The organism is Chitinophaga oryziterrae, from assembly GCF_009758125.1.
GTDB classification, from domain to species: Bacteria; Bacteroidota; Bacteroidia; order Chitinophagales; family Chitinophagaceae; genus Chitinophaga; species Chitinophaga oryziterrae.
The window spans coordinates 356,482-374,047 of sequence record NZ_WRXO01000003.1 but is presented as its reverse complement, the minus strand read 5'-3'; the positions used below and the strand labels follow the sequence as shown (position 1 = coordinate 374,047).

At 39.1% G+C, this 17,566-nt stretch carries 19 protein-coding genes and 1 pseudogene; 11 read left to right on the top strand and 9 right to left on the bottom strand.

Annotation, left to right across the window (positions count from 1 at the left end):
• The first annotated feature begins 398 nt into the window (after positions 1-398).
• On the top strand, positions 399-983 hold the full coding sequence (locus GO495_RS13545) for a TMEM175 family protein (protein ID WP_157300534.1): 585 nt from the start codon (positions 399-401) through the stop codon (positions 981-983).
• A gap of 193 nt (positions 984-1,176) precedes the next feature.
• On the top strand, positions 1,177-2,043 hold the full coding sequence (locus tag GO495_RS13540) for a CPBP family intramembrane glutamic endopeptidase (protein ID WP_157300243.1): 867 nt from the start codon (positions 1,177-1,179) through the stop codon (positions 2,041-2,043).
• Positions 2,044-2,076: 33 nt separating this feature from the next.
• On the opposite strand, the gene GO495_RS13535 is transcribed toward GO495_RS13540, so the two are convergent.
• Entirely contained in the window at positions 2,077-2,280 is a 204-nt protein-coding gene (locus tag GO495_RS13535) for a helix-turn-helix domain-containing protein (protein WP_157300242.1), read from the bottom strand.
• 8 nt (positions 2,281-2,288) lie between these two features.
• On the bottom strand, positions 2,289-2,831 hold the full coding sequence (locus tag GO495_RS13530) for a hypothetical protein (protein WP_157300241.1): 543 nt from the start codon (positions 2,829-2,831) through the stop codon (positions 2,289-2,291).
• Between the two features lie 235 nt (positions 2,832-3,066).
• Here GO495_RS13530 and GO495_RS32530 point away from each other — a divergent pair, with 235 nt between their 5' ends.
• From GO495_RS32530 to GO495_RS13510, 3 genes are all read left to right on the top strand, one after another.
• Complete coding sequence (locus tag GO495_RS32530) at positions 3,067-4,164, top strand: helix-turn-helix domain-containing protein (RefSeq protein WP_157300240.1); 1,098 nt, start codon at positions 3,067-3,069, stop codon at positions 4,162-4,164.
• A 77-nt stretch (positions 4,165-4,241) separates the two neighbouring features.
• Positions 4,242-5,039, top strand: a complete 798-nt coding sequence (locus GO495_RS13520; RefSeq protein WP_157300239.1) for a CPBP family intramembrane glutamic endopeptidase — start codon at positions 4,242-4,244, stop codon at positions 5,037-5,039.
• A 138-nt stretch (positions 5,040-5,177) separates the two neighbouring features.
• Positions 5,178-5,666, top strand: coding sequence for a CPCC family cysteine-rich protein (locus tag GO495_RS13510; RefSeq protein ID WP_157300238.1), 489 nt, complete (start codon positions 5,178-5,180; stop codon positions 5,664-5,666).
• Between the two features lie 131 nt (positions 5,667-5,797).
• Here GO495_RS13510 and GO495_RS13505 read toward each other — a convergent pair whose 3' ends face one another.
• A complete protein-coding gene (locus GO495_RS13505) occupies positions 5,798-6,721 on the bottom strand; it encodes a helix-turn-helix domain-containing protein (RefSeq protein ID WP_157300237.1) in 924 nt (307 codons plus the stop codon).
• Between the two features lie 69 nt (positions 6,722-6,790).
• The gene (locus tag GO495_RS13500) at positions 6,791-7,204 is read right to left on the bottom strand and encodes an ester cyclase (protein WP_157300236.1); all 414 of its coding nucleotides are present in this window, start codon (positions 7,202-7,204) and stop codon (positions 6,791-6,793) included.
• Positions 7,205-7,624: 420 nt separating this feature from the next.
• Between GO495_RS13500 and GO495_RS13495 the strand changes: the two genes are divergently transcribed.
• Both GO495_RS13495 and GO495_RS13490 read left to right on the top strand, forming a co-directional pair.
• Entirely contained in the window at positions 7,625-8,176 is a 552-nt protein-coding gene (locus tag GO495_RS13495) for a dihydrofolate reductase family protein (protein WP_157300235.1), read from the top strand.
• 142 nt (positions 8,177-8,318) lie between these two features.
• Positions 8,319-9,182, top strand: a complete 864-nt coding sequence (locus GO495_RS13490; protein WP_157300234.1) for a hypothetical protein — start codon at positions 8,319-8,321, stop codon at positions 9,180-9,182.
• Positions 9,183-9,497: 315 nt separating this feature from the next.
• On the opposite strand, the gene GO495_RS13485 is transcribed toward GO495_RS13490, so the two are convergent.
• The 5 genes from GO495_RS13485 to GO495_RS13465 all read right to left on the bottom strand — a co-directional run bounded on the left by GO495_RS13485 (position 9,498) and on the right by GO495_RS13465 (position 14,470).
• Positions 9,498-10,412 (bottom strand): helix-turn-helix domain-containing protein, encoded by a 915-nt coding sequence (locus GO495_RS13485; RefSeq protein ID WP_157300233.1) that lies wholly within the window; start codon positions 10,410-10,412, stop codon positions 9,498-9,500.
• A 6-nt stretch (positions 10,413-10,418) separates the two neighbouring features.
• Positions 10,419-11,378, bottom strand: coding sequence for an NADP-dependent oxidoreductase (locus GO495_RS13480; RefSeq protein WP_157300232.1), 960 nt, complete (start codon positions 11,376-11,378; stop codon positions 10,419-10,421).
• A 582-nt stretch (positions 11,379-11,960) separates the two neighbouring features.
• Entirely contained in the window at positions 11,961-12,656 is a 696-nt protein-coding gene (locus GO495_RS13475; RefSeq protein ID WP_157300231.1) for a hypothetical protein, read from the bottom strand.
• A 120-nt stretch (positions 12,657-12,776) separates the two neighbouring features.
• Positions 12,777-13,760 (bottom strand): RHS repeat domain-containing protein, encoded by a 984-nt coding sequence (locus GO495_RS13470; protein ID WP_157300230.1) that lies wholly within the window; start codon positions 13,758-13,760, stop codon positions 12,777-12,779.
• A 92-nt stretch (positions 13,761-13,852) separates the two neighbouring features.
• Positions 13,853-14,470: a Crp/Fnr family transcriptional regulator gene (locus GO495_RS13465; protein WP_205691255.1), complete on the bottom strand. Its 618-nt coding sequence runs from the start codon at positions 14,468-14,470 to the stop codon at positions 13,853-13,855.
• 106 nt (positions 14,471-14,576) lie between these two features.
• Here GO495_RS13465 and GO495_RS13460 point away from each other — a divergent pair, with 106 nt between their 5' ends.
• The 4 genes and pseudogenes from GO495_RS13460 to GO495_RS32675 all read left to right on the top strand — a co-directional run.
• Entirely contained in the window at positions 14,577-15,302 is a 726-nt protein-coding gene (locus GO495_RS13460) for a hydrolase (protein WP_157300229.1), read from the top strand.
• Between the two features lie 255 nt (positions 15,303-15,557).
• Positions 15,558-16,232: a hypothetical protein gene (locus GO495_RS13455; protein ID WP_157300228.1), complete on the top strand. Its 675-nt coding sequence runs from the start codon at positions 15,558-15,560 to the stop codon at positions 16,230-16,232.
• 121 nt (positions 16,233-16,353) lie between these two features.
• A complete protein-coding gene (locus GO495_RS13450; protein WP_157300227.1) occupies positions 16,354-17,091 on the top strand; it encodes a pirin family protein in 738 nt (245 codons plus the stop codon).
• A 285-nt stretch (positions 17,092-17,376) separates the two neighbouring features.
• Positions 17,377-17,526, top strand: a pseudogene (locus GO495_RS32675) (putative polyvalent protein kinase domain-containing protein); the annotation flags it as partial.
• Between the last annotated feature and the right edge of the window lie 40 nt (positions 17,527-17,566).

Below are 17,566 nucleotides of genomic sequence, written 5' to 3'. Positions count from 1 at the left end.
ATGACAGTTTAGATTGCCAGGTTTGTTGATCATAAATACACTGCATCTGACTGTTTAGTTCTCTGATTTAGCTTTGGAATATGTGTTCAGGATTTGTTTTTTCAATTTAACTTCACCTGATATTCACGTCAGATAAGGTGTATAAATCTATTCTTATCTGCCATTATTACACCTACACTAAACAATAAAATGAAGGAGCTGATTTATTTATTGAAGTCAGTCTCCTTGATTTACATTACTATTTTTCCTTCTTCCAAAATTTGGTTTATGTACCGGTTTGTACTTTCTTTGACTTATGAAGCAATTCGGCTGGACACGCTTATTTACCCAACCATATAAGGTTTATAATTCTGAGAGATTGTTTTTAAACAAGGAAAATGATAATAAATCAAAGAAAAATGCCGATAAATAAAAACAGATTAGAAGCTTTTAGTGATGGGGTTTTGGCCATTATTATCACCATTATGGTTTTAGAAATCAAGATCCCACATACTACTGCATGGTCAGCATTGCAATCGCTTGTTCCCGTTTTAATAAGTTATCTGATAAGTTTTCTTTTTATTGGAATTTATTGGGGGAACCATCATCATTTAATATACTCATTAAGAACTGTAACATCAGGTATTATGTGGGCAAATCTAAATTTATTATTTTGGCTATCTTTAATTCCAGTCGCAACAGGTTGGATGGGCGAAAACGGGTTTGCAGCACATACCGTATTAGTTTACTCCATACTATTATTAATTTGTGGAATTGCCTTTACCATTTTACAGAAATTCGTGGAGAAAAATACGCAGGATCTGGCTTTATTTAAAACCGCATTCAAAAATCTTTATAAGAAAGGATTTCTATCAATAATTGGCTACGCATGCGCAACAATTTTCGCCTACATTAATCCAATAATATCAGGCATATTATTATTTTCAACTGCAATTATGTGGATAGTACCCGACAGAAATATTGAGAAGGCCTTAAAAGATTAGACTCCCACCTGATATTACAAGATAAGATAGCTAATGATTAATTAATCTTTGCAACCGACAGATGGTTGAATGAGAACATTTTCTTTTAAATTTAACACATGGAAAAGATCACATCCAACGATATACGCTATTCCGATCTTGCAGGAAAAAGGTTCGACAAACGCTTTACAGGAAAGCCTGAATATATTTAATCATGCCTAATCGATACAGCCAGTTGAGATCTAGCCCCTTATTTCAACAATCCGGTTTAAATTTCAGTCCCCGCTCGATATGGCTGTTTATTGCCTTAGGAACGGGCGCCTGGTCGTTAAATATTTTAGGGCAGGCTGCCTTCCCTTCTCAAAATACAATACCATATATTTTCCGTACAACGATAACGGCCCTTATAGTTATCTTTACGATCATTGGAAACATTCGCCTTCTAAAACAAAATCATCTCCCAACAACATTTCTGGGATTAGACTTTTCCCGTAGATCATTCTTTAATTTCCTCCTGGGCGCATGTATAGGCATCCTGTCGTTATCATTAATGGGATTGATATTATATCTTTTCGTCCCATTTCATTTTTCCGCCGGCACCTTAAATGGGTCAGAGATATTGAAAGAAAGCTATTCATATTTTTGGGGTAATTTTTTAGAAGAATTGATATTTCGTGGTTTTCTTTTAATCGCACTTAGTAATCGGATAGGATGGCATAAAGCTGTTTGGGTGATGGCCCTGGCATTCGGATCATTCCACCTTCCCGGAACAGGGTTTGGTATCGCGGGTTTAAAAATGGTTGTTACTACTGCAACCTATTCTTTAATATTTAGTTATGCCTTTATTTTAACAGGCTCTTTGTGGACGGCAATTGGCGTTCATGTAATAAGTAACATTTTATTACATACAATTACGGGTCTGGATGGAGCCAACAAAGCAATGTTGCGGCCCACTTTCAATGATAAGTTGCCCATAAATTATGATGTAAGTTTTCTGACATTCCTGATTACAACGACAATTGTTTCATTCTTCCTTTTTTTACTAATTAAAGCAAATAATAGAAATGTGGATATAAAATAATTGTACCGGTAATGTATAAGCAACATTGTTTAATTATTCGCGATATTCCAGGATATCACCTGGTTGACAATCCAGCACCTTGCAAATTGCTTCCAATGTGTCAAACCTCACTCCTTTTGCTTTACCATTTTTCAAAATGGATAAATTCACAGTTGTAAGACCTACCCTTTGAGAAAGTTCATTCAGTGACATCTTTCGCTTTGCCATCATCACATCTAAATTGATTATTATCGCCATATTTATATTTATACGAATGATTCATTCTCATGTTTAATGATCAAGGCCTTTGTAACAAATTGCTTAACCGACCATAGGATAATTGCCAGTAGAAAATACATCGTTTGCGGTTCTTTAAAAATCAATAGCGTGGTAAACGACCGTAAAGCAAGGTTGGCAACGCTTACGGTTGATGTCCATTGCTGAAGGTGAACTTCGTACAAATTATTAGCAATCGTCTGGATAATTCCTAATAAAGCAAGCCCGAGACAACTGTAGATAATTGCGTTGAATACGCGGAGCGTTTGTTTGTCAAAAAAACCGGTTCGCTGGTATTTTCTAAACAGATTGAGTAAGAGAAGCCCTACTATCAAAAAAATGGAATTGCTACAAATCTGAACAATGAACCATAACATGGGCATTTTATCAGCAAAAAGCGTGGGTGTGGTCTGATGATTTAGAAAAGGGATGAACCACCGGATATGATAAATCAGTGCTTGGGCGGAGAAAAAGATGGTAGCCCATAAAACTATTTTAATAAGGAATATTTTAGAGAACATTACTTTACGCATCGGAGTATTATTTATAGTCCAAAAATAACAATATTTAAAATAAAACAAAATAAATTTATCGTTTTATTTTAAATATAGGCTAAATATTTTACCAACAGCTCCGAAGTATCCACGAGGCAGTAAAAACAACTTCGGGCTGTGTTAGCCTGCTCACAGCATCCAAACGCTAATCTGAGGTTTCGTTTTTCCCTTCATGATCACCGCAATTAAATTTATACTTTTACCTTAAAAAGCAGTGTATATCTCTTTCAACTTCTTTCAATTATTAATCCTGGCCGGTGCAGTCAACGGACTAATCTGGAGTGCCCTGATTTTTGTAAAAAAGAAAGGAACACGCGGCAATGTCTTTCTTGGCTTACTGCTGCTGGTTTTTGCGCTGGGTAGTATTAAGATAGTGCTGCAGGAAAAGATACCCTACTTCAACCATTACCTCCCGGTTCCATTGTTATACCAGTTTACCTTCGGCCCACTGCTTTATTTTTATTTGAAAACTGCTGTGACTGACGGCTATCGCTTTTCGGCCAACCGTCTCTGGCATTTCGTACCCTCCTTACTGTTTGACCTGCTGCCTGCCCTGATCCTGTTCAACCTTACCTTGAGCCAATATACCACACTGGTCCAAAAACCGGGTTTCCTCATGGACATCCTCGCCTTTGTTTTGTTTACCGTTTATGGATGCCTCTCCTTTTCGCTCATCAGGCAATACAAAAACAGCATAAACGGCGCGGGGAATAAAGCGATGATAAAATGGACCGATCAAGTGATGGGAGCCTCCTTCTTAATTACGGTCTCCTGGTTTATGTATATTTTGTGGGTAATCTTCTTAAAAGGTCGGTCGTTATCGGGCATGATGCCCTACTATCCGATCTATCTTGTCCTTTGCTGCTGTATTTATGCCCTGGGAATAGCAGGTTATTACCGGCCGGAAATTGGTTTACTCTATTTACCGGTGAAGGGAAAAAGAGAATTGATCCCCCCAGCCGAACTAACAGATAAAAAGGCTGCTCTCCTCCAAAAAATGAAAGAACAGGATTGGTACAGGGAAGAGGACATCAACTTGCAGATCCTGGCCAAATACCTGGGGATACCTGTAAATGAATTGTCCTATATCATCAATACGGGCTTCAGTATGAATTTCAATGATTTCATCAATGGGCTCCGGGTCGAGGATTTTAAACAACGGCTGGCCAACCCAACGAACAACAAATTTAGCCTGATGGGTCTGGCTTATGATTCCGGCTTCAATTCAAAAGCGTCATTCTATCGGGCCTTTAAAAAAGCGACTGGCCAAACACCCTCCCAGTTTTACAAGGCAGGGGAAAAATCTGCATGAAATTCAGGTCTCAAATCCTGTTTTGCGACCTTTAACCACGCTGGTTTGGATATTTTCGGCAAAAATATTTGTGGAATATGATCCGACCATTATTTACTTTAGCCCGGGTACTGCTCTTCTGGTTTTGCTGTGCTGCCAGTCTCGCTTTATTCTCTCCTTTAACAAGAGACCTTCCCGGTCCCTGGCCGCAGCTCCTGTCCATTTTGCCCGCTGTTGCTTCTGCGTTAGGGTTAAGCCTTTTATTTATCCGCTGGGAAAAACTCAGCCTGCCGGACATAGGTCTGCTGCCGGGACGCCGCACGCTTTCCCATTTACTGACCGGCTTACTGACCGGATCTGTGCTGGTAACTTTTCAATTCCTGGTTGTACTTACGGGCGGTCATTTGAAAATAGTGCGTTCACCGGAAGCGGGATTTATAACCATAGGCTCCAATTTATTATTGTTCCTGCTCGTCGCATGCAGGGAAGAAATAGCCTTCCGGGGATACCCGCTGCGCAGCCTTGACAGGACAGCAGGCAGACTGACTGCACAATTGGTCGTAGCTGCCCTGTTTATAGCGGAACATGTGGTCGGTGGTATGACATGGCCCGGGGCCATTATTGGCGCCGGTATGGGCGCCTGGCTGTTCGGGCTGGCTGCACTAAGGAGCAAAGGTATTGCACTGCCTATAGGTATACATACCGCCTGGAACTTCGGCCAATGGGCCTGGGGACTGAAAAGCGGGAACGGCATTTATAAGGTAATCATTGAAAAAGGTTACGAAGCAAGAGCAGAACAACTGGGCTGGCTTGGGTTTGTGGTGGCAATGGGTTCAGCCATTGTTATCCTTTATTACAGGAAGGATGATGCCCACGAACGGATTCCCCAATGCTAAAAGGGGCTGAACTGGTCGCATTGTAACCAAAATGCTTTTTAAATGCATAGGAAAAATGGGAAAGGTTCTCGAAACCCACATCAAGATAAACGTCGGATGCACTTCTTTTTTTCTCAAAGATCTCGTAATTTAAACTATATGAGCGATGTTGAGATACTAGCCGCTTTCCTTGCCAGAAGGGCTCATTATGATGTTTATCTTCAAGCCAACGACATTCCCCTGTATACCTGCCCGGGGTGTGGTTTCCCTACCCTTGCGGAGCGGGGCAGTTTTGACATATGCGATATTTGCTCCTGGGAAGATGATGGACAGGATGATCATGCCAATAGTATATTGGATGAACTGCTGGTTGCAGGCATGAAAATTTCAGGCCCGAATGGTCACCTTTCTTTGACAGAGAACAGGATCAACATTGGTCGTATACTGGAAACTAATGCCGAATTGATCAACGGTGAAATAGATTTTGATACTGCACGGGTTTTAAGGGCAATTGCATTCTATCAACAACGTAAGGAAGAAATTGAAGACAGAATGACGGGAGACGAATATCCTCATGACCATATTTGGATGGAATGGAAAGAAGTGAAGAAGGACCTGCAAATGACGCTTGTTGTACCCAGGTTGTAATTCCAGCTCATTGTCTGACCCAATGGGAATATTGTGATTTGTTCTTTCAATAAATAAAATGGGAATAATCAAGCATAATTATACTTAATTATTCCCATTTAAACCTGCGGAGAGCAAGTGACAACTTTCGACTAACTAAATGACGCCCTGAAGGCCAGTGGCGACAATCCGGTTTTGGTTTTGAACATCCTGCTGAAGGACTGTGGATGCTCAAAGCCAAGCTCATAGGCAATTTCACTTACGGATACTGATGTGGCTGAAATCCGCTCCTTTGCAATTTCAAGCAATTTATCCTGTATATGCTGCTGTGTATTTTTACCCGTGGTTATTTTCAGCAATGAACTCAAATAATTGCGGGAAAGACACAGTTTACCGGCGATTTCCTGTACGGTTGGTACACCGTGTTGCAGCAGGTTCCCGCTGGAAAAATAATTATGTAAGGCAGCGTCCAACTGCTCCAGAATTTGGTGGTTGGCTATCTTACGTGTCAGAAACTGCCGGTTGTAAAACCGGTCTGCATAGTTCAGCAAGACCTCCATCTGCGCAATGATAATGTTCTGGCTGAATTTATCCATATTGGTATGGCATTCCTGCAGGATATTTTGCATAATTCCTACAATAATCATCTCCTCTTTTTCAGACAGAAACAATGCTTCATTTACCGAATAGTCAAAATACACGTATTTTTTTATGCTCTTTGCCAAAATCGTTTTCCAAAGAAAATCCGGATGGAATAAAAGCATCCATCCGTTAACCTTGTTTTCCCTGTCTGCTGTATCCTGCTCCATTCCAAACACCTGTCCGGGCGCCATAAAAGACATTACCCCTTCGTCAAAGTCATACCGTTGCTGCCCATACTTTATTTTCAGGTTGAAATTGCGCTTTAATGCAATGCAATAAAAGTCAAACACCATATTTTTCGCCACCTTGAGGAAATCAGTGTTTATGGAATCCAATTGTACCACACTCACCAACGGATGTTCCGGTGGCGAAAATCCTCTCCAGCGATGAAATTCACTGATGGACCTGATATGGAATGGCTGTTCGCTTTTCATCCTGTAAATTTAGTTTTTTAAGAATAGATAGCACCGTACGATTAAGTGAGTGAATGCATTTGTCTCAATTTAATTAAGAGACGAAAGCAACTCTCTCAGATTGCTTTGCACCCAATGTTCAGCGTATTTTCCATTTTCCAGGCGAATAATTTCAATAGCTTCAATGCTGATCGCCTTACCAGTTGGCGGCACACCCATAAAGTTCCCTGTATGCATACCGCTGATGCTTTTCCGGGTTACTACCAAGTCCTTTTCGGCCACCTGTTGTAATATTTCCACTTTTATATCTGACAGTCCTGAGTGCAATAGCTGAAGAAAATGATGAAAACTTTCTTTTCCGTTAGATGCCCCCTGTCGAGCGGCGTGATTGATGACATGGTCTGCCACTAATTCATCTAATGCTTTTTTATCGTTCTTTTCAATACATGCTTTATCGAAACGGGCTATTACCGTCTTGTTCTTTTCTAAATCTGTTTGGTTCATTGTTTAGAATTTTTTATAGAACAAAGTTAGACGGCAAGCAACAATTGTGAGTAACAGGATGTAAGGATTTCCTAACAGAATGTACGATGACAGAAAAACACTGATCATGGGTATTCGAATCTGAGGTTCAAACACATGTTTTTGTTAATGGCTGCCGGACTTTGAAAATCTATCTATGGGGCTGCGAGGGACAATTATCGAACCGATTTGCCCGGGATTTGGAGCGAATTCATCGATTAGCCAGGCAATTCTGCTTTAATATTTTCCTCTATGAAAAAGAAATCCCTGTCGCAGTATCTCCGTCAATTTTTACAGTACTCCTGGCTTAAATGCCCCTTTTTTTTGTCGCGGATCGCCCCCTCAATAGTTAATGCTATATCTTAGTTTTGATTGATGTCCTAAAACGCCAAAACCAATAAAATGAGAACTGTAACGTTTGGTATGAATATTAGCATAGATGGTTATTGCGATCATACTATTTTTGATCCCACTGAAGAGCTTTATGACTATTTCACAGGGATGATGGACGACGTAGACCTGCTCTTTTACGGTCGTGTAATGTATGAGTTAATGTTTCCCTATTGGGCTGATGTCGCAAAAAGTAAATCCGGTACAGCGGGCGAAAATAGATTTGCCGAAAGGCTTACTGCTATCGATAAAGTTGTTATTTCGCGATCATTAGACAGTGTCGATGAAAATACGCGGATTATACGTAATAACCCCGCAGAAGAACTCCTGAAACTAAAGCAGCAACCCGGTAAAAAAATTTCACTAGACAGTGTAAGCCTGCTTCCGGAATTGATAGCAGCAGGCCTTATCGATGAATTTCATTTAGTTGTCCATCCGATAATTGTGGGGAAAGGGAGACCATTGCTGGATGCCGGCAGCCTTCAGGAGAAACTTAAATTAAAGCTGGTTGATACCATGGTTTTCAAATCCGGATGTGTAGCACATCATTACTTGAAACAGTGACGGAAAAGTTTGCAATAAGAGCGATAGCTTTATAGTCGCGGCTTGGTCTAAAATAATTAATTCATTCATGGCCATCTATTAAAATATTTAATAATTCTTCTAATTTTGCCCTACCTATACCCGGATAAACAAGATTTAAACTATGAAATACTTAGTAATCACCCTATTATTATTCTGTGCCTGCTCAACTTCCGAACACAAAGAGAACTTTCTTCTCCATATTAAAAACGACTGGAAAGTGGACCAACTAAGAGGAAGACCTAAACAAGTCATTGAAAATGAATATGAAAACGGAAAATGGACGAGTATCCTCACCTGTGAATACAACGAAATGGGCTTTCTTACCCGGAAAGATAGAATTAGGATCCAGTCAACTGGTAGCATTGACACTTTCCTTTGTAAGTATGAGTATGATACGATAAATGGGATCAAAACCATTAATGAAACCCATAACAGAAATCCACAAACATCAGATCAATTCTTTTATAATGCCAAAGGACTTTTAGTACGTGACACTTCATTTGAAAGGAGCAACAGATATCGCTATGATACCCTCGGCAGGCTTGTAGAAGAAATCTTCAATTCCTTTGGCAGAGACGTTAATAAAACCGTCTATGATTATTATGCGGATGGGAAGATTAAAAAAGGAGAATATAGCCTGGATGAGGATGGCATTAAAAAGAAATCAGAATCCATTACCACAGACAGTACTGAGATTTACCTATTCTTTCATAAAGGAGATACCATTCAAAAGCGATTCGAGCAAAAGGATACACTCGGTAATACAATCTTTCTCACTAACGATATTGTTTGGGGTTGCCAGACGAAGTCAGCTTACGTGAAATATTATTACAATGCTAATAATGGCCTCGTAAAAGAAAAACATGTTTCTTTATACGGTGAACCGAAAATTATTCTTCATGATTACCACAATGATAAAGCCGGTAACTGGTTGACGAAAGATTATGATGAAAAGAAACTGATAAGAACAATTACCTATTGGTAGTAACTTCTCTACTGTCCTGTCAGAGTCAAAATCATTAAAGACAAGACTGGGCAAACCGGTCTCAAACAGAAAAGCCTTCAGATATGATCTGAAGGCTTCAATTATTTAGTGGGATGCGAGGAACAATGTTCGAACCAAAAGCCAAAAAGCTTTTAATTCGCAGGATCCATGATAACAGTACCTTCCGGTATACTAATCCATTTATGGTGTTTGTCAATTCATAGATTGCAGCCACCAATCAGAAGTGCCCCTATTAATCTTCCAGACCAAGATCACGAACGACAAATTTGATGGGAAGGCGACAGGCGAAGCTATCTAATTAGTGTTGAAGGAAGCTCGGAATTCCAGTGGAGACAGGTTCGTTTTTGTTTTGAAGAGCCTGTTAAAAGATTGCGCGTGTTCAAATCCTAACTGGTAGGCAACCTCAGCAACGGAAAAGCTGGTCGTGGACAGTTTTTCTTTAGCGACCTCTATCAATTTCTCATGGATATGCTGTTGCGTGCTCTGGCCTGTGACGGTACTCAGTAAGGTGCTGAGGTATTTGGGGGATAAATGCAGTTGATCAGCTATGTATTGAACAGTGGGCAATCCTTTCGCAATCAGTTCATGGGTATTGAAGTATTGATCAAGCAGTTCTGCAAGTTTTCCGACCAACTGATGGTTTGTTTTTTCCCGGGTAATGAACTGCCGGTTGTAGAAACGCTCTGCGTAGGTAAGCAGGCTTTCTATTTGCGCGATAATGATCTTTTTACTGAATTTATCAATGTTGTTATAATATTCCTGTATGATGTTTTCAATGATGTTATAGATGGTGGTTTCTTCTTTGGCAGAAAGAAATAGCGCTTCCCTGAGGGAATAGTCCCAAAAGTCGTACTGCTTGATGACTTTAGCAAGTGGTGTATTCCATAAGAAATCAGGATGAATATATATCACCCATCCTGATCTTTGTGTTTCTATTGTTTCATCATTGATGCTGATGCTGAAGACTTGCCGTGGGGCCATGAATGACATGACGCCTTCATTGAAGTCGAGATATTGCTGTCCATACTTAACCTTCACGTTTGACATTCGTTTCACCGCGATACTATAGAAGTCCATAGTCATATTCACAGGTTCTTCCTCCTGCATTTGCATAGGTGTAGAGATGTCTATGACACTGAACAACGGATGATTGGGGTGGGGTAGCCCCCTATATTCATGAAATTCGCTGATGGTTTTAAAATGTCTCATACTCTCTTAGTCTTTTATGATCTCCAGCACCAGTTTACCGCGTACATGCCCGGCTTCGTTTTCCCTGTGAGCTTCAGCAACCTGCTCCAGCGGATACACTTTGCTTATTGTTACTTTTAGTTTACCGTCCTCTATCATAGTTGCCATCTCCTTTAAACTATCATAGGTTTGAAATCTTACGAGCTCACCGGTTGCCTGCTTTGCTGCAAGAGCTGCTTTTACGTCTTCAGCATATGGAAAATCAAGTTGCGAGCATACCAGTATACCTCCCTGCCTTAATACATGTACGAAATTAAGACGGGTCTCGTTGTCACGCACCGGTGAGGCATCAAAGATCACGTCTATGTCTTTCAGAATTTTTTCCCAAGGCTGACTCCTGTAGTCAATGGCTTCATCGGCTCCCAGCTCTTTCAGAAAGGCCAGATTATGCGACGAAGCAGTGCCTATTACATACGCCCCTTTTGCTTTGGCGATCTGTATGGCCAAACTCCCAACTCCTCCTGCTGCGCCATGAATGAGTATCTTCTGGCCTGGCTGTATCTTCCCATAATCCACCACTCCTACCCAGGCCGTGGTACCGGCTAAAGGTACACCTGCCGCTTCTGTGAAGGTAAGGTTTTGTGGCTTGATGGCCACCGAGGTTGCTTTAGCCACAAAGTATTCGGCATAACTGCCATCGCCGGGAAAGTTGGGTATGCCATATACTTTATCACCTTTCTGAAAGCCGGTGATTTCAGCTCCAACTTCCTCTATAATGCCAGCAGCATCCCAACCCAGTGTAAGGGGCAGTTTCAGATATGGCCTCAGTATGTCATTGCCACCTCTTCTGATACCACAATCGACAATGTTTACACCACTTGCATAGGTCTTTACCAGTACTTCATCCGACGCAGGTTTGGGGCGTGCTGTTTCTTCCAGTTTCATGACCTCTGGTTCTCCAAATTCATAGATCCTTATTGCTTTCATTATTTCTGTTTTTGATGATGTAAAGTTCTACGATCTGAAAGGAATGAATGTAACCAAAGGTTCGTTTGTTGTAACCAGAAGTCTCTTTTTCGAGGCTCGATGTGGATGCCTGGGCTTGGTATTTGCGATTCGACAGCGAAGCTTTAGGTAGAAACCATGGTGGAAAGTATCACGGCTTTTCCGTACGATGCTTGAAAGATTAGTTAACAGTAACGTACAAAAATGCTTTGCAAGCAGGGGTAAATGATTACGAAACAGCATTGAAGGAACACGTTATAAGCAATCAGAAGATATGATTTATGTACACATTATTTAATGGTGTTCGAATCTATATATCACTATAACACAAAACGCACTGAAAGTCAGTGCCTTTTGTGTTAGGCGGGCTGTAAGGGGCAAGTTTCGAACCTGTTTGTGGCAAATTTGCTCCAAATCTGCCAATTTCTGAGTATATCACAAGAGTAAGAATTTATAGATCTCCTCTCTTTCAGTATATACTAACTTAAATTAAAAAAGATAGCGATAGAACGTTGTTTTAGAAGTGCAATTTTTTCTTTTGTACTAAACAGGAATAACGCTTAATTAAATGTCCTTTGTGAGATACATCAAACTTTCTTTCTGTTCTATAGATTCCAAATCCCAATAAAGAAACCCAGAACTATGTTGCAACTCATAATAATCAGGCGACCATGCACTCCATGTATCACTGCCTTCTAAGGTACGATAGTATAATTGCTGCTCTCGATAATAATATTTAATGACGACAAACTCATTGTAAGGAGTTACATGCCGATTAAAACTTGATAACGAATCGAGCACGTTAGAGCTCATTTTTTTATACCCAATTGTCTTCAACAAGAATTGAACCTTTATAGATGAATCTCCCAAATTGCTCTCTATTAGGGTCAAATAATACCCTGATCCATTTTGTTTAAAGACAAAAGTTTTGGATGTATCTGAGATACAAGCAGAAATCCTAACAGTTCTTTCATTATTATGACCTTTGCTATCAAAAGCATCTTCAGGCAAAAAAAAGCTGGTTTCATTATTATATATTATAGTGTCTATCCTGTACAGTTTTCCATTTATAATATGTTTCAACCGGATTAAATGCCCATTCAGATATTCAGGAGTTACATTTGAACCTTTAATATCAAAGAATCCAAAGTCCGGATATTTAACATTGTATTTGCTATTGATTCCTTCATTAGATGCAGGTCCGCATGCTAGAACAAACAGCAATAGCAATATCACATTAATATTTTTTATTCTCTTCATAGCTATTGAACAATTGACTGCCACGTTGATAATGGATTATCTGCCGGCTTCAAAGGTGGGATATATGGCTCTGTATGTGGCGCACCCTTATCATCTAATCTGACGTTGCCTATATTAGGATTAATTACCCCATTCGGTTTTGCCTCTGACCATTTCCCTGCATTTCTTAGGATTAGGTTTTTTAACAACCTCTAAGCCATCCATATCTATGCCATCAATAGGTCTATTACTAGCGAACCGATAAGGTGTTAACCCGGGATATTTGGTAATTATAGGATCAACACTTAAAAATCTTCCCAATCGAGGATCAGAAACCCGCATGCCATAATCCTGCTGATTACCATCTCCCTTTACCTCATTATCATTTTCCTTATCATTATATCCATAACGGTATTTACTGCTATTAAAACCTCTTCCCGGCATCTGCATGCCAAAAGGAAAGTAATCCTGCGCAGAAACAATATCCGCTTCATAATGATCTATCGTATTGCTATTGGCAGAAACACCCACTTTCTTATCCGAAACAGTAGCCAATACATTCCCCCGATGGTCTGTCAACTTATACCGCTTATTTCCGCGCTTATACGAAACCGTGTAGCCAAAACCTATAGCCCCCAAATAGATTATTTCTGATTCCTGGTCCCGATAAAGATCAAACAATAATTGCTCAACATCTTTTTGCACCGGTACGATTAAACTGCTGATCTTATCATCAATAGAATTTTGTAATTGCTCCAAATTCACCACAGCATACTGAATTTGCTCTCTGTTCTCTAAAAAAGATGTCTGATTATATACTTCGGCTTTGGAATTCAAAAGCTTTATGCCCTCTTGTTTATGTTCCTGTGCCTGTTGCCATTGCAATTCCAGCCATCCTCTGTATAAGAAAAATACATCTTCTTTTTCCGCCATCAGGGATGCGTATTTCCCTGCTTTTAATGATACACTATCAATAACCAACCCCTCTCGGTTATATACAAACATCTTCTGCGGAGAACGCTTACTCAACACTATTTTAGCAGTCGCTGCAAAAGGGTAAATATTATAATATTCGATAGTATCTGTTTTCCTGACCATCGCACCTGCGAGATTTTTCCGGATCATAAAACTATCATTCCCAATTAAAGATCCAGAAATTTTACAGTCAAATAAACATAATTGCAGACAGCCTCTTTTTTTTATCCAGGATTTCAAGATTACGGCTTTCGTAAGCCATTGCTTTTCATCTTGCTTAAGAATTCAGGGGTGACGCCTATATAACCGGCGATGTACTTTTGTGGCAATTTAAGCATCAGGTCGGGATATTTGTTATAGAATTTCCAATACCGCTCTTCTGCACTGAGGCTGAGAATTTCCAGCGTGCGTGCCTGAAAATCAATTAATGAACGTTCAGTCAAAATCCGGAAGTATCTTTCGAAGACTGCACCTGACAAAAACAACTTTTCTTTAGTCTCCTTTGTAAAGAATAAGATTTCCGTATCAAATATGGCCTGGATGTTCAGCTGGCTTGGTTTGTCATTGTAGAAGTTCTGTAAATTTCCTGTCCACCAGCCAGGCGTTGGAAATCCAAGAATGTGCTCTATCCCTTTATTGTCTGTTATGTATGTCCTAAGGCACCCGCTCACTACATAGGAACTCATGGCTGCTATTCCTCCCTCATGGAGGAGGTATTGATTCTTTTTTATTTTCCTGTACTGAACCAGGGAATTTAGCGCAAGAATTTCATCCTCGCTCAAACTCACATAGGTTTTGATATAGTTTTCGAGTGAGGAAGTGTCAATGTTTGGACCAGTCATCCGGGTGAGTTTACTCATTTCTTAATCTAGATTAAGTCAATTCAATAAAGTACATTATTGCACTGACGCGTGCGGGGTTCTAATTTTGAATTATTAAATAACTATAATTCTAGAATACAAATTTATGAAAAAATTAATGAATCCGTCAGTTCTAAAGGCGCTAGCGATTATGTTCGTTTTAAGCCTGAATTTCACAGTAACGAGCGCTCAGCAGAAAAAAACGACGCTGATCAATCCGGATGATGCCGTTTTTTTATTTGTCGACCATCAGAGTGGTTTGGTTCAAACCGTTCACAGTATGCCGGTTGGTGATTTAAGAAGAAATCTTGCCGCTCTTGCAAAAGCATCCCAATTGTTGCATATCCCTGCCATTTATACTGCATCCGTTCCGACAGGACCAAATGGACCTACACTGCCTGAGGTAAAAGACAATGCCCCAAATGCAAAGTATGTTATCCGACAGGGAGAAATTAATGCCTGGGATAGCAAAGAATTCGTTAATGCAGTTAAAGCTACAGGTAAGAAGACCATCATTATCTCCGGTATGTGGACCAGCGTATGTGTAGTCTATCCTGCCTTGTCTGCCCTTGGAGAAGGCTATACTGTTTATGCAGTTGCAGATGCCAGTGGAGATATTACGCCTGAAGCACATGACCTGGCTATGCTCCGCTTGACCCAGGCAGGCGCCATCCCGGTAACCTGCGGCGCCGTGCTTCCTGAATTGATGAAAGACTGGAGAAGGAAAGAAGCTGGAGATTTTGCCAAACTGCTGGCAGAAATGGTGCCTAATTTCCAGGCTGTTATTGAAAGTTATTACAAAGCCCAGGAAGTTGCAAAATCAGAAAAATAAATACCAGGCCCCTGTATCCTGATTATACATAAAATACCAGGCCAATAAGAAATGGTTGCTCATAAAAAAGCAACCATTTTTTTAAACCTCTATTGTAATTATATAATACGGTTTAAGGCCAATACCAATTTTTAGCAATTTCAATACTAAGTCCAATTGGACACCGAATTTATCCGCAGGAAGGAGAATAACCATTGTCCATTATGCATCTAGTAGCAGGTTCTACTATTATTTATATTTTAAGAAGAACTGATAATGAAACAAAAAACTAAAAAAATATTTTTATTATTCATTATAGGATTAATCTCTACCATCACATTTGCTCAGGATTCTATTTCTAAAATTCACCCATCTACACCAATGCCAGTTGAATTAGATGCTGGTAATAATCGTTTTGGGGTTCAATTTCTTGTTAATAAGCATTTCCCTAATTCAAAACACTTCAATATTCTTGCCCTTACGAGTTTTGCAAGTGACTATAAAAATAATCTTTCAAATCTTGATTTCATTTCCAATACCCAAGTCAGTTATGATATATGGAAAGGATTTGGGTTAGCAATTGGTACATCCGTTAATGCTAAAACTGGCTTTGTATCTGTTGCCGCTCTGGAATATGTTTTTGCTAATAAACAAATACTATTTGTTATTACTCCAAACATTCATATATCTGATTCTTACAATTTAGAAGGGTTAACGGTTTTAGAATACAAACCAGCCATATCTAAAACCATTCATTTATATTCCAGATTTCAAGCATTATATAATCATAATACAAAAGGTGATTTTCACGAAAGAAGTTACATTCAATTAAAATTAGGTTTAGGGATTAATAGCTATCAATTGGGGCTAGCCTCAATTTTTGATTTTTATGGTCCGGATAAAACTTTGAAAGCTAATTATGGGGTATTTGTAAGAGCTAATTTTAATTAAATAATGAATAAAAACAGATTAGAGGCATTTAGCATAGCCTGGGCTATATTTATTATCCCCATTAGCCAGAGCAACAACATCAATTAACAACAATTCAACAACATTAAAAAAGTAGATAAAAATGATACAATTATTAAAAAGAGAAGACCAATATAATACAACAATATTCAATGGTAATTTTCTTGTAAACAAACCAGTAGTTAATGGAAAAAAAGATAATGTTAAACCTTATTCCAGTCTATTTTATTGGAGTCACGCACGAGCAATCGACCAATGTGAGTTTGGATTGCATCCGCACGAAGGGTTTGAAATAATGACTTTTATTTTAGAAGGAAATGTAACACATTACGACACGGCAACAAAAGTTTGGACACCATTAGAAACAGGAGATTTTCAAGTTATTCAATCAAATAGTGGAATTCAGCACCAGGAGAGAATTACTAAGGGAACACGAAACTTCCAAATTTGGTTTGATCCTAATTTTTATGAAGCAGTAAAAAAAGTGCCATCATATACAGATTATCATAGCAAAGATTTTAAACCGATAATTGAAAATGGAATTAAAACAATTATTTATGTCGGAAAAGGAAGTATTGCCAACGTGCTTACCCCGGGTTTATCGATCAAACGCCTTTTTTTTGATAAGAAAAGTAAGTATAATTTACAATTAGATAAAAACAGTAGTTATACTTTTTATGTTTTAAAAGGTGATACCGTCATAGATGGTAATGCTTTAACATCAGATGATGCTGTTCGAATCTCAAATCTTGAAAACCTGGAAATGGAGTTTGAGATAGAAGGTGAATTGTTTTACATTGAAACGCCTTTAGTTTCAAATTATAAAATGATTTGGAGCTAATTGGGAATTATGTTTTGAGTTTTTTTCAGAGACAATGTTTCTCGAACTCGAACCAGCAACTACTTGGAAATAAACGATTCTCTTATTTAACGATATTTTATCGAACCAACCCGAAGAACAAACAGCGTATTCGCGTCCATCGCAGGTCTGAACCGCATTCCAGTTTTGTCGGGCCAAGAGGGACAACTTTAGAACCTTCATGGTAGATCTGGAGAAAATTTCCTTGTTGGCCCACGAGATTATTTAAACAAAATTGTAATTTAAAGGACACAATTCAATGGTTTTGAAAATACATTAAGGAATGGGCTTCCTACAAACAACTATTACAATAAAGAGTTAGGATTGATTCTCGAAGATATACATGATGAAAACGTTATCGTGAAAGCCAATACACTTTTCTTTATTGATACGGTATTCTATACAGCCTTTCAATAAAGTAAAGATTAGAGGTATTACTTGATCGCCACAAGTTTAT

Bases quoted from the DNA above. Each gene is read 5' to 3' on its own strand.
- GO495_RS13545 (WP_157300534.1), top strand. From the start codon at position 399: ATGCCGATAAATAAAAACAGATTAGAAGCTTTTAGTGATGGGGTTTTG.
- GO495_RS13540 (WP_157300243.1), top strand. From the start codon at position 1,177: ATGCCTAATCGATACAGCCAGTTGAGATCTAGCCCCTTATTTCAACAA.
- GO495_RS13535 (WP_157300242.1), bottom strand. From the start codon at position 2,280: ATGGCGATAATAATCAATTTAGATGTGATGATGGCAAAGCGAAAGATG.
- GO495_RS13530 (WP_157300241.1), bottom strand. From the start codon at position 2,831: ATGCGTAAAGTAATGTTCTCTAAAATATTCCTTATTAAAATAGTTTTA.
- GO495_RS13520 (WP_157300239.1), top strand. From the start codon at position 4,242: ATGATCCGACCATTATTTACTTTAGCCCGGGTACTGCTCTTCTGGTTT.
- GO495_RS13510 (WP_157300238.1), top strand. From the start codon at position 5,178: ATGAGCGATGTTGAGATACTAGCCGCTTTCCTTGCCAGAAGGGCTCAT.
- GO495_RS13505 (WP_157300237.1), bottom strand. From the start codon at position 6,721: ATGAAAAGCGAACAGCCATTCCATATCAGGTCCATCAGTGAATTTCAT.
- GO495_RS13500 (WP_157300236.1), bottom strand. From the start codon at position 7,204: ATGAACCAAACAGATTTAGAAAAGAACAAGACGGTAATAGCCCGTTTC.
- GO495_RS13495 (WP_157300235.1), top strand. From the start codon at position 7,625: ATGAGAACTGTAACGTTTGGTATGAATATTAGCATAGATGGTTATTGC.
- GO495_RS13490 (WP_157300234.1), top strand. From the start codon at position 8,319: ATGAAATACTTAGTAATCACCCTATTATTATTCTGTGCCTGCTCAACT.
- GO495_RS13485 (WP_157300233.1), bottom strand. From the start codon at position 10,412: ATGAGACATTTTAAAACCATCAGCGAATTTCATGAATATAGGGGGCTA.
- GO495_RS13480 (WP_157300232.1), bottom strand. From the start codon at position 11,378: ATGAAAGCAATAAGGATCTATGAATTTGGAGAACCAGAGGTCATGAAA.
- GO495_RS13475 (WP_157300231.1), bottom strand. From the start codon at position 12,656: ATGAAGAGAATAAAAAATATTAATGTGATATTGCTATTGCTGTTTGTT.
- GO495_RS13470 (WP_157300230.1), bottom strand. From the start codon at position 13,760: ATGATCCGGAAAAATCTCGCAGGTGCGATGGTCAGGAAAACAGATACT.
- GO495_RS13465 (WP_205691255.1), bottom strand. From the start codon at position 14,470: ATGAGTAAACTCACCCGGATGACTGGTCCAAACATTGACACTTCCTCA.
- GO495_RS13460 (WP_157300229.1), top strand. From the start codon at position 14,577: ATGAAAAAATTAATGAATCCGTCAGTTCTAAAGGCGCTAGCGATTATG.
- GO495_RS13455 (WP_157300228.1), top strand. From the start codon at position 15,558: ATGAAACAAAAAACTAAAAAAATATTTTTATTATTCATTATAGGATTA.
- GO495_RS13450 (WP_157300227.1), top strand. From the start codon at position 16,354: ATGATACAATTATTAAAAAGAGAAGACCAATATAATACAACAATATTC.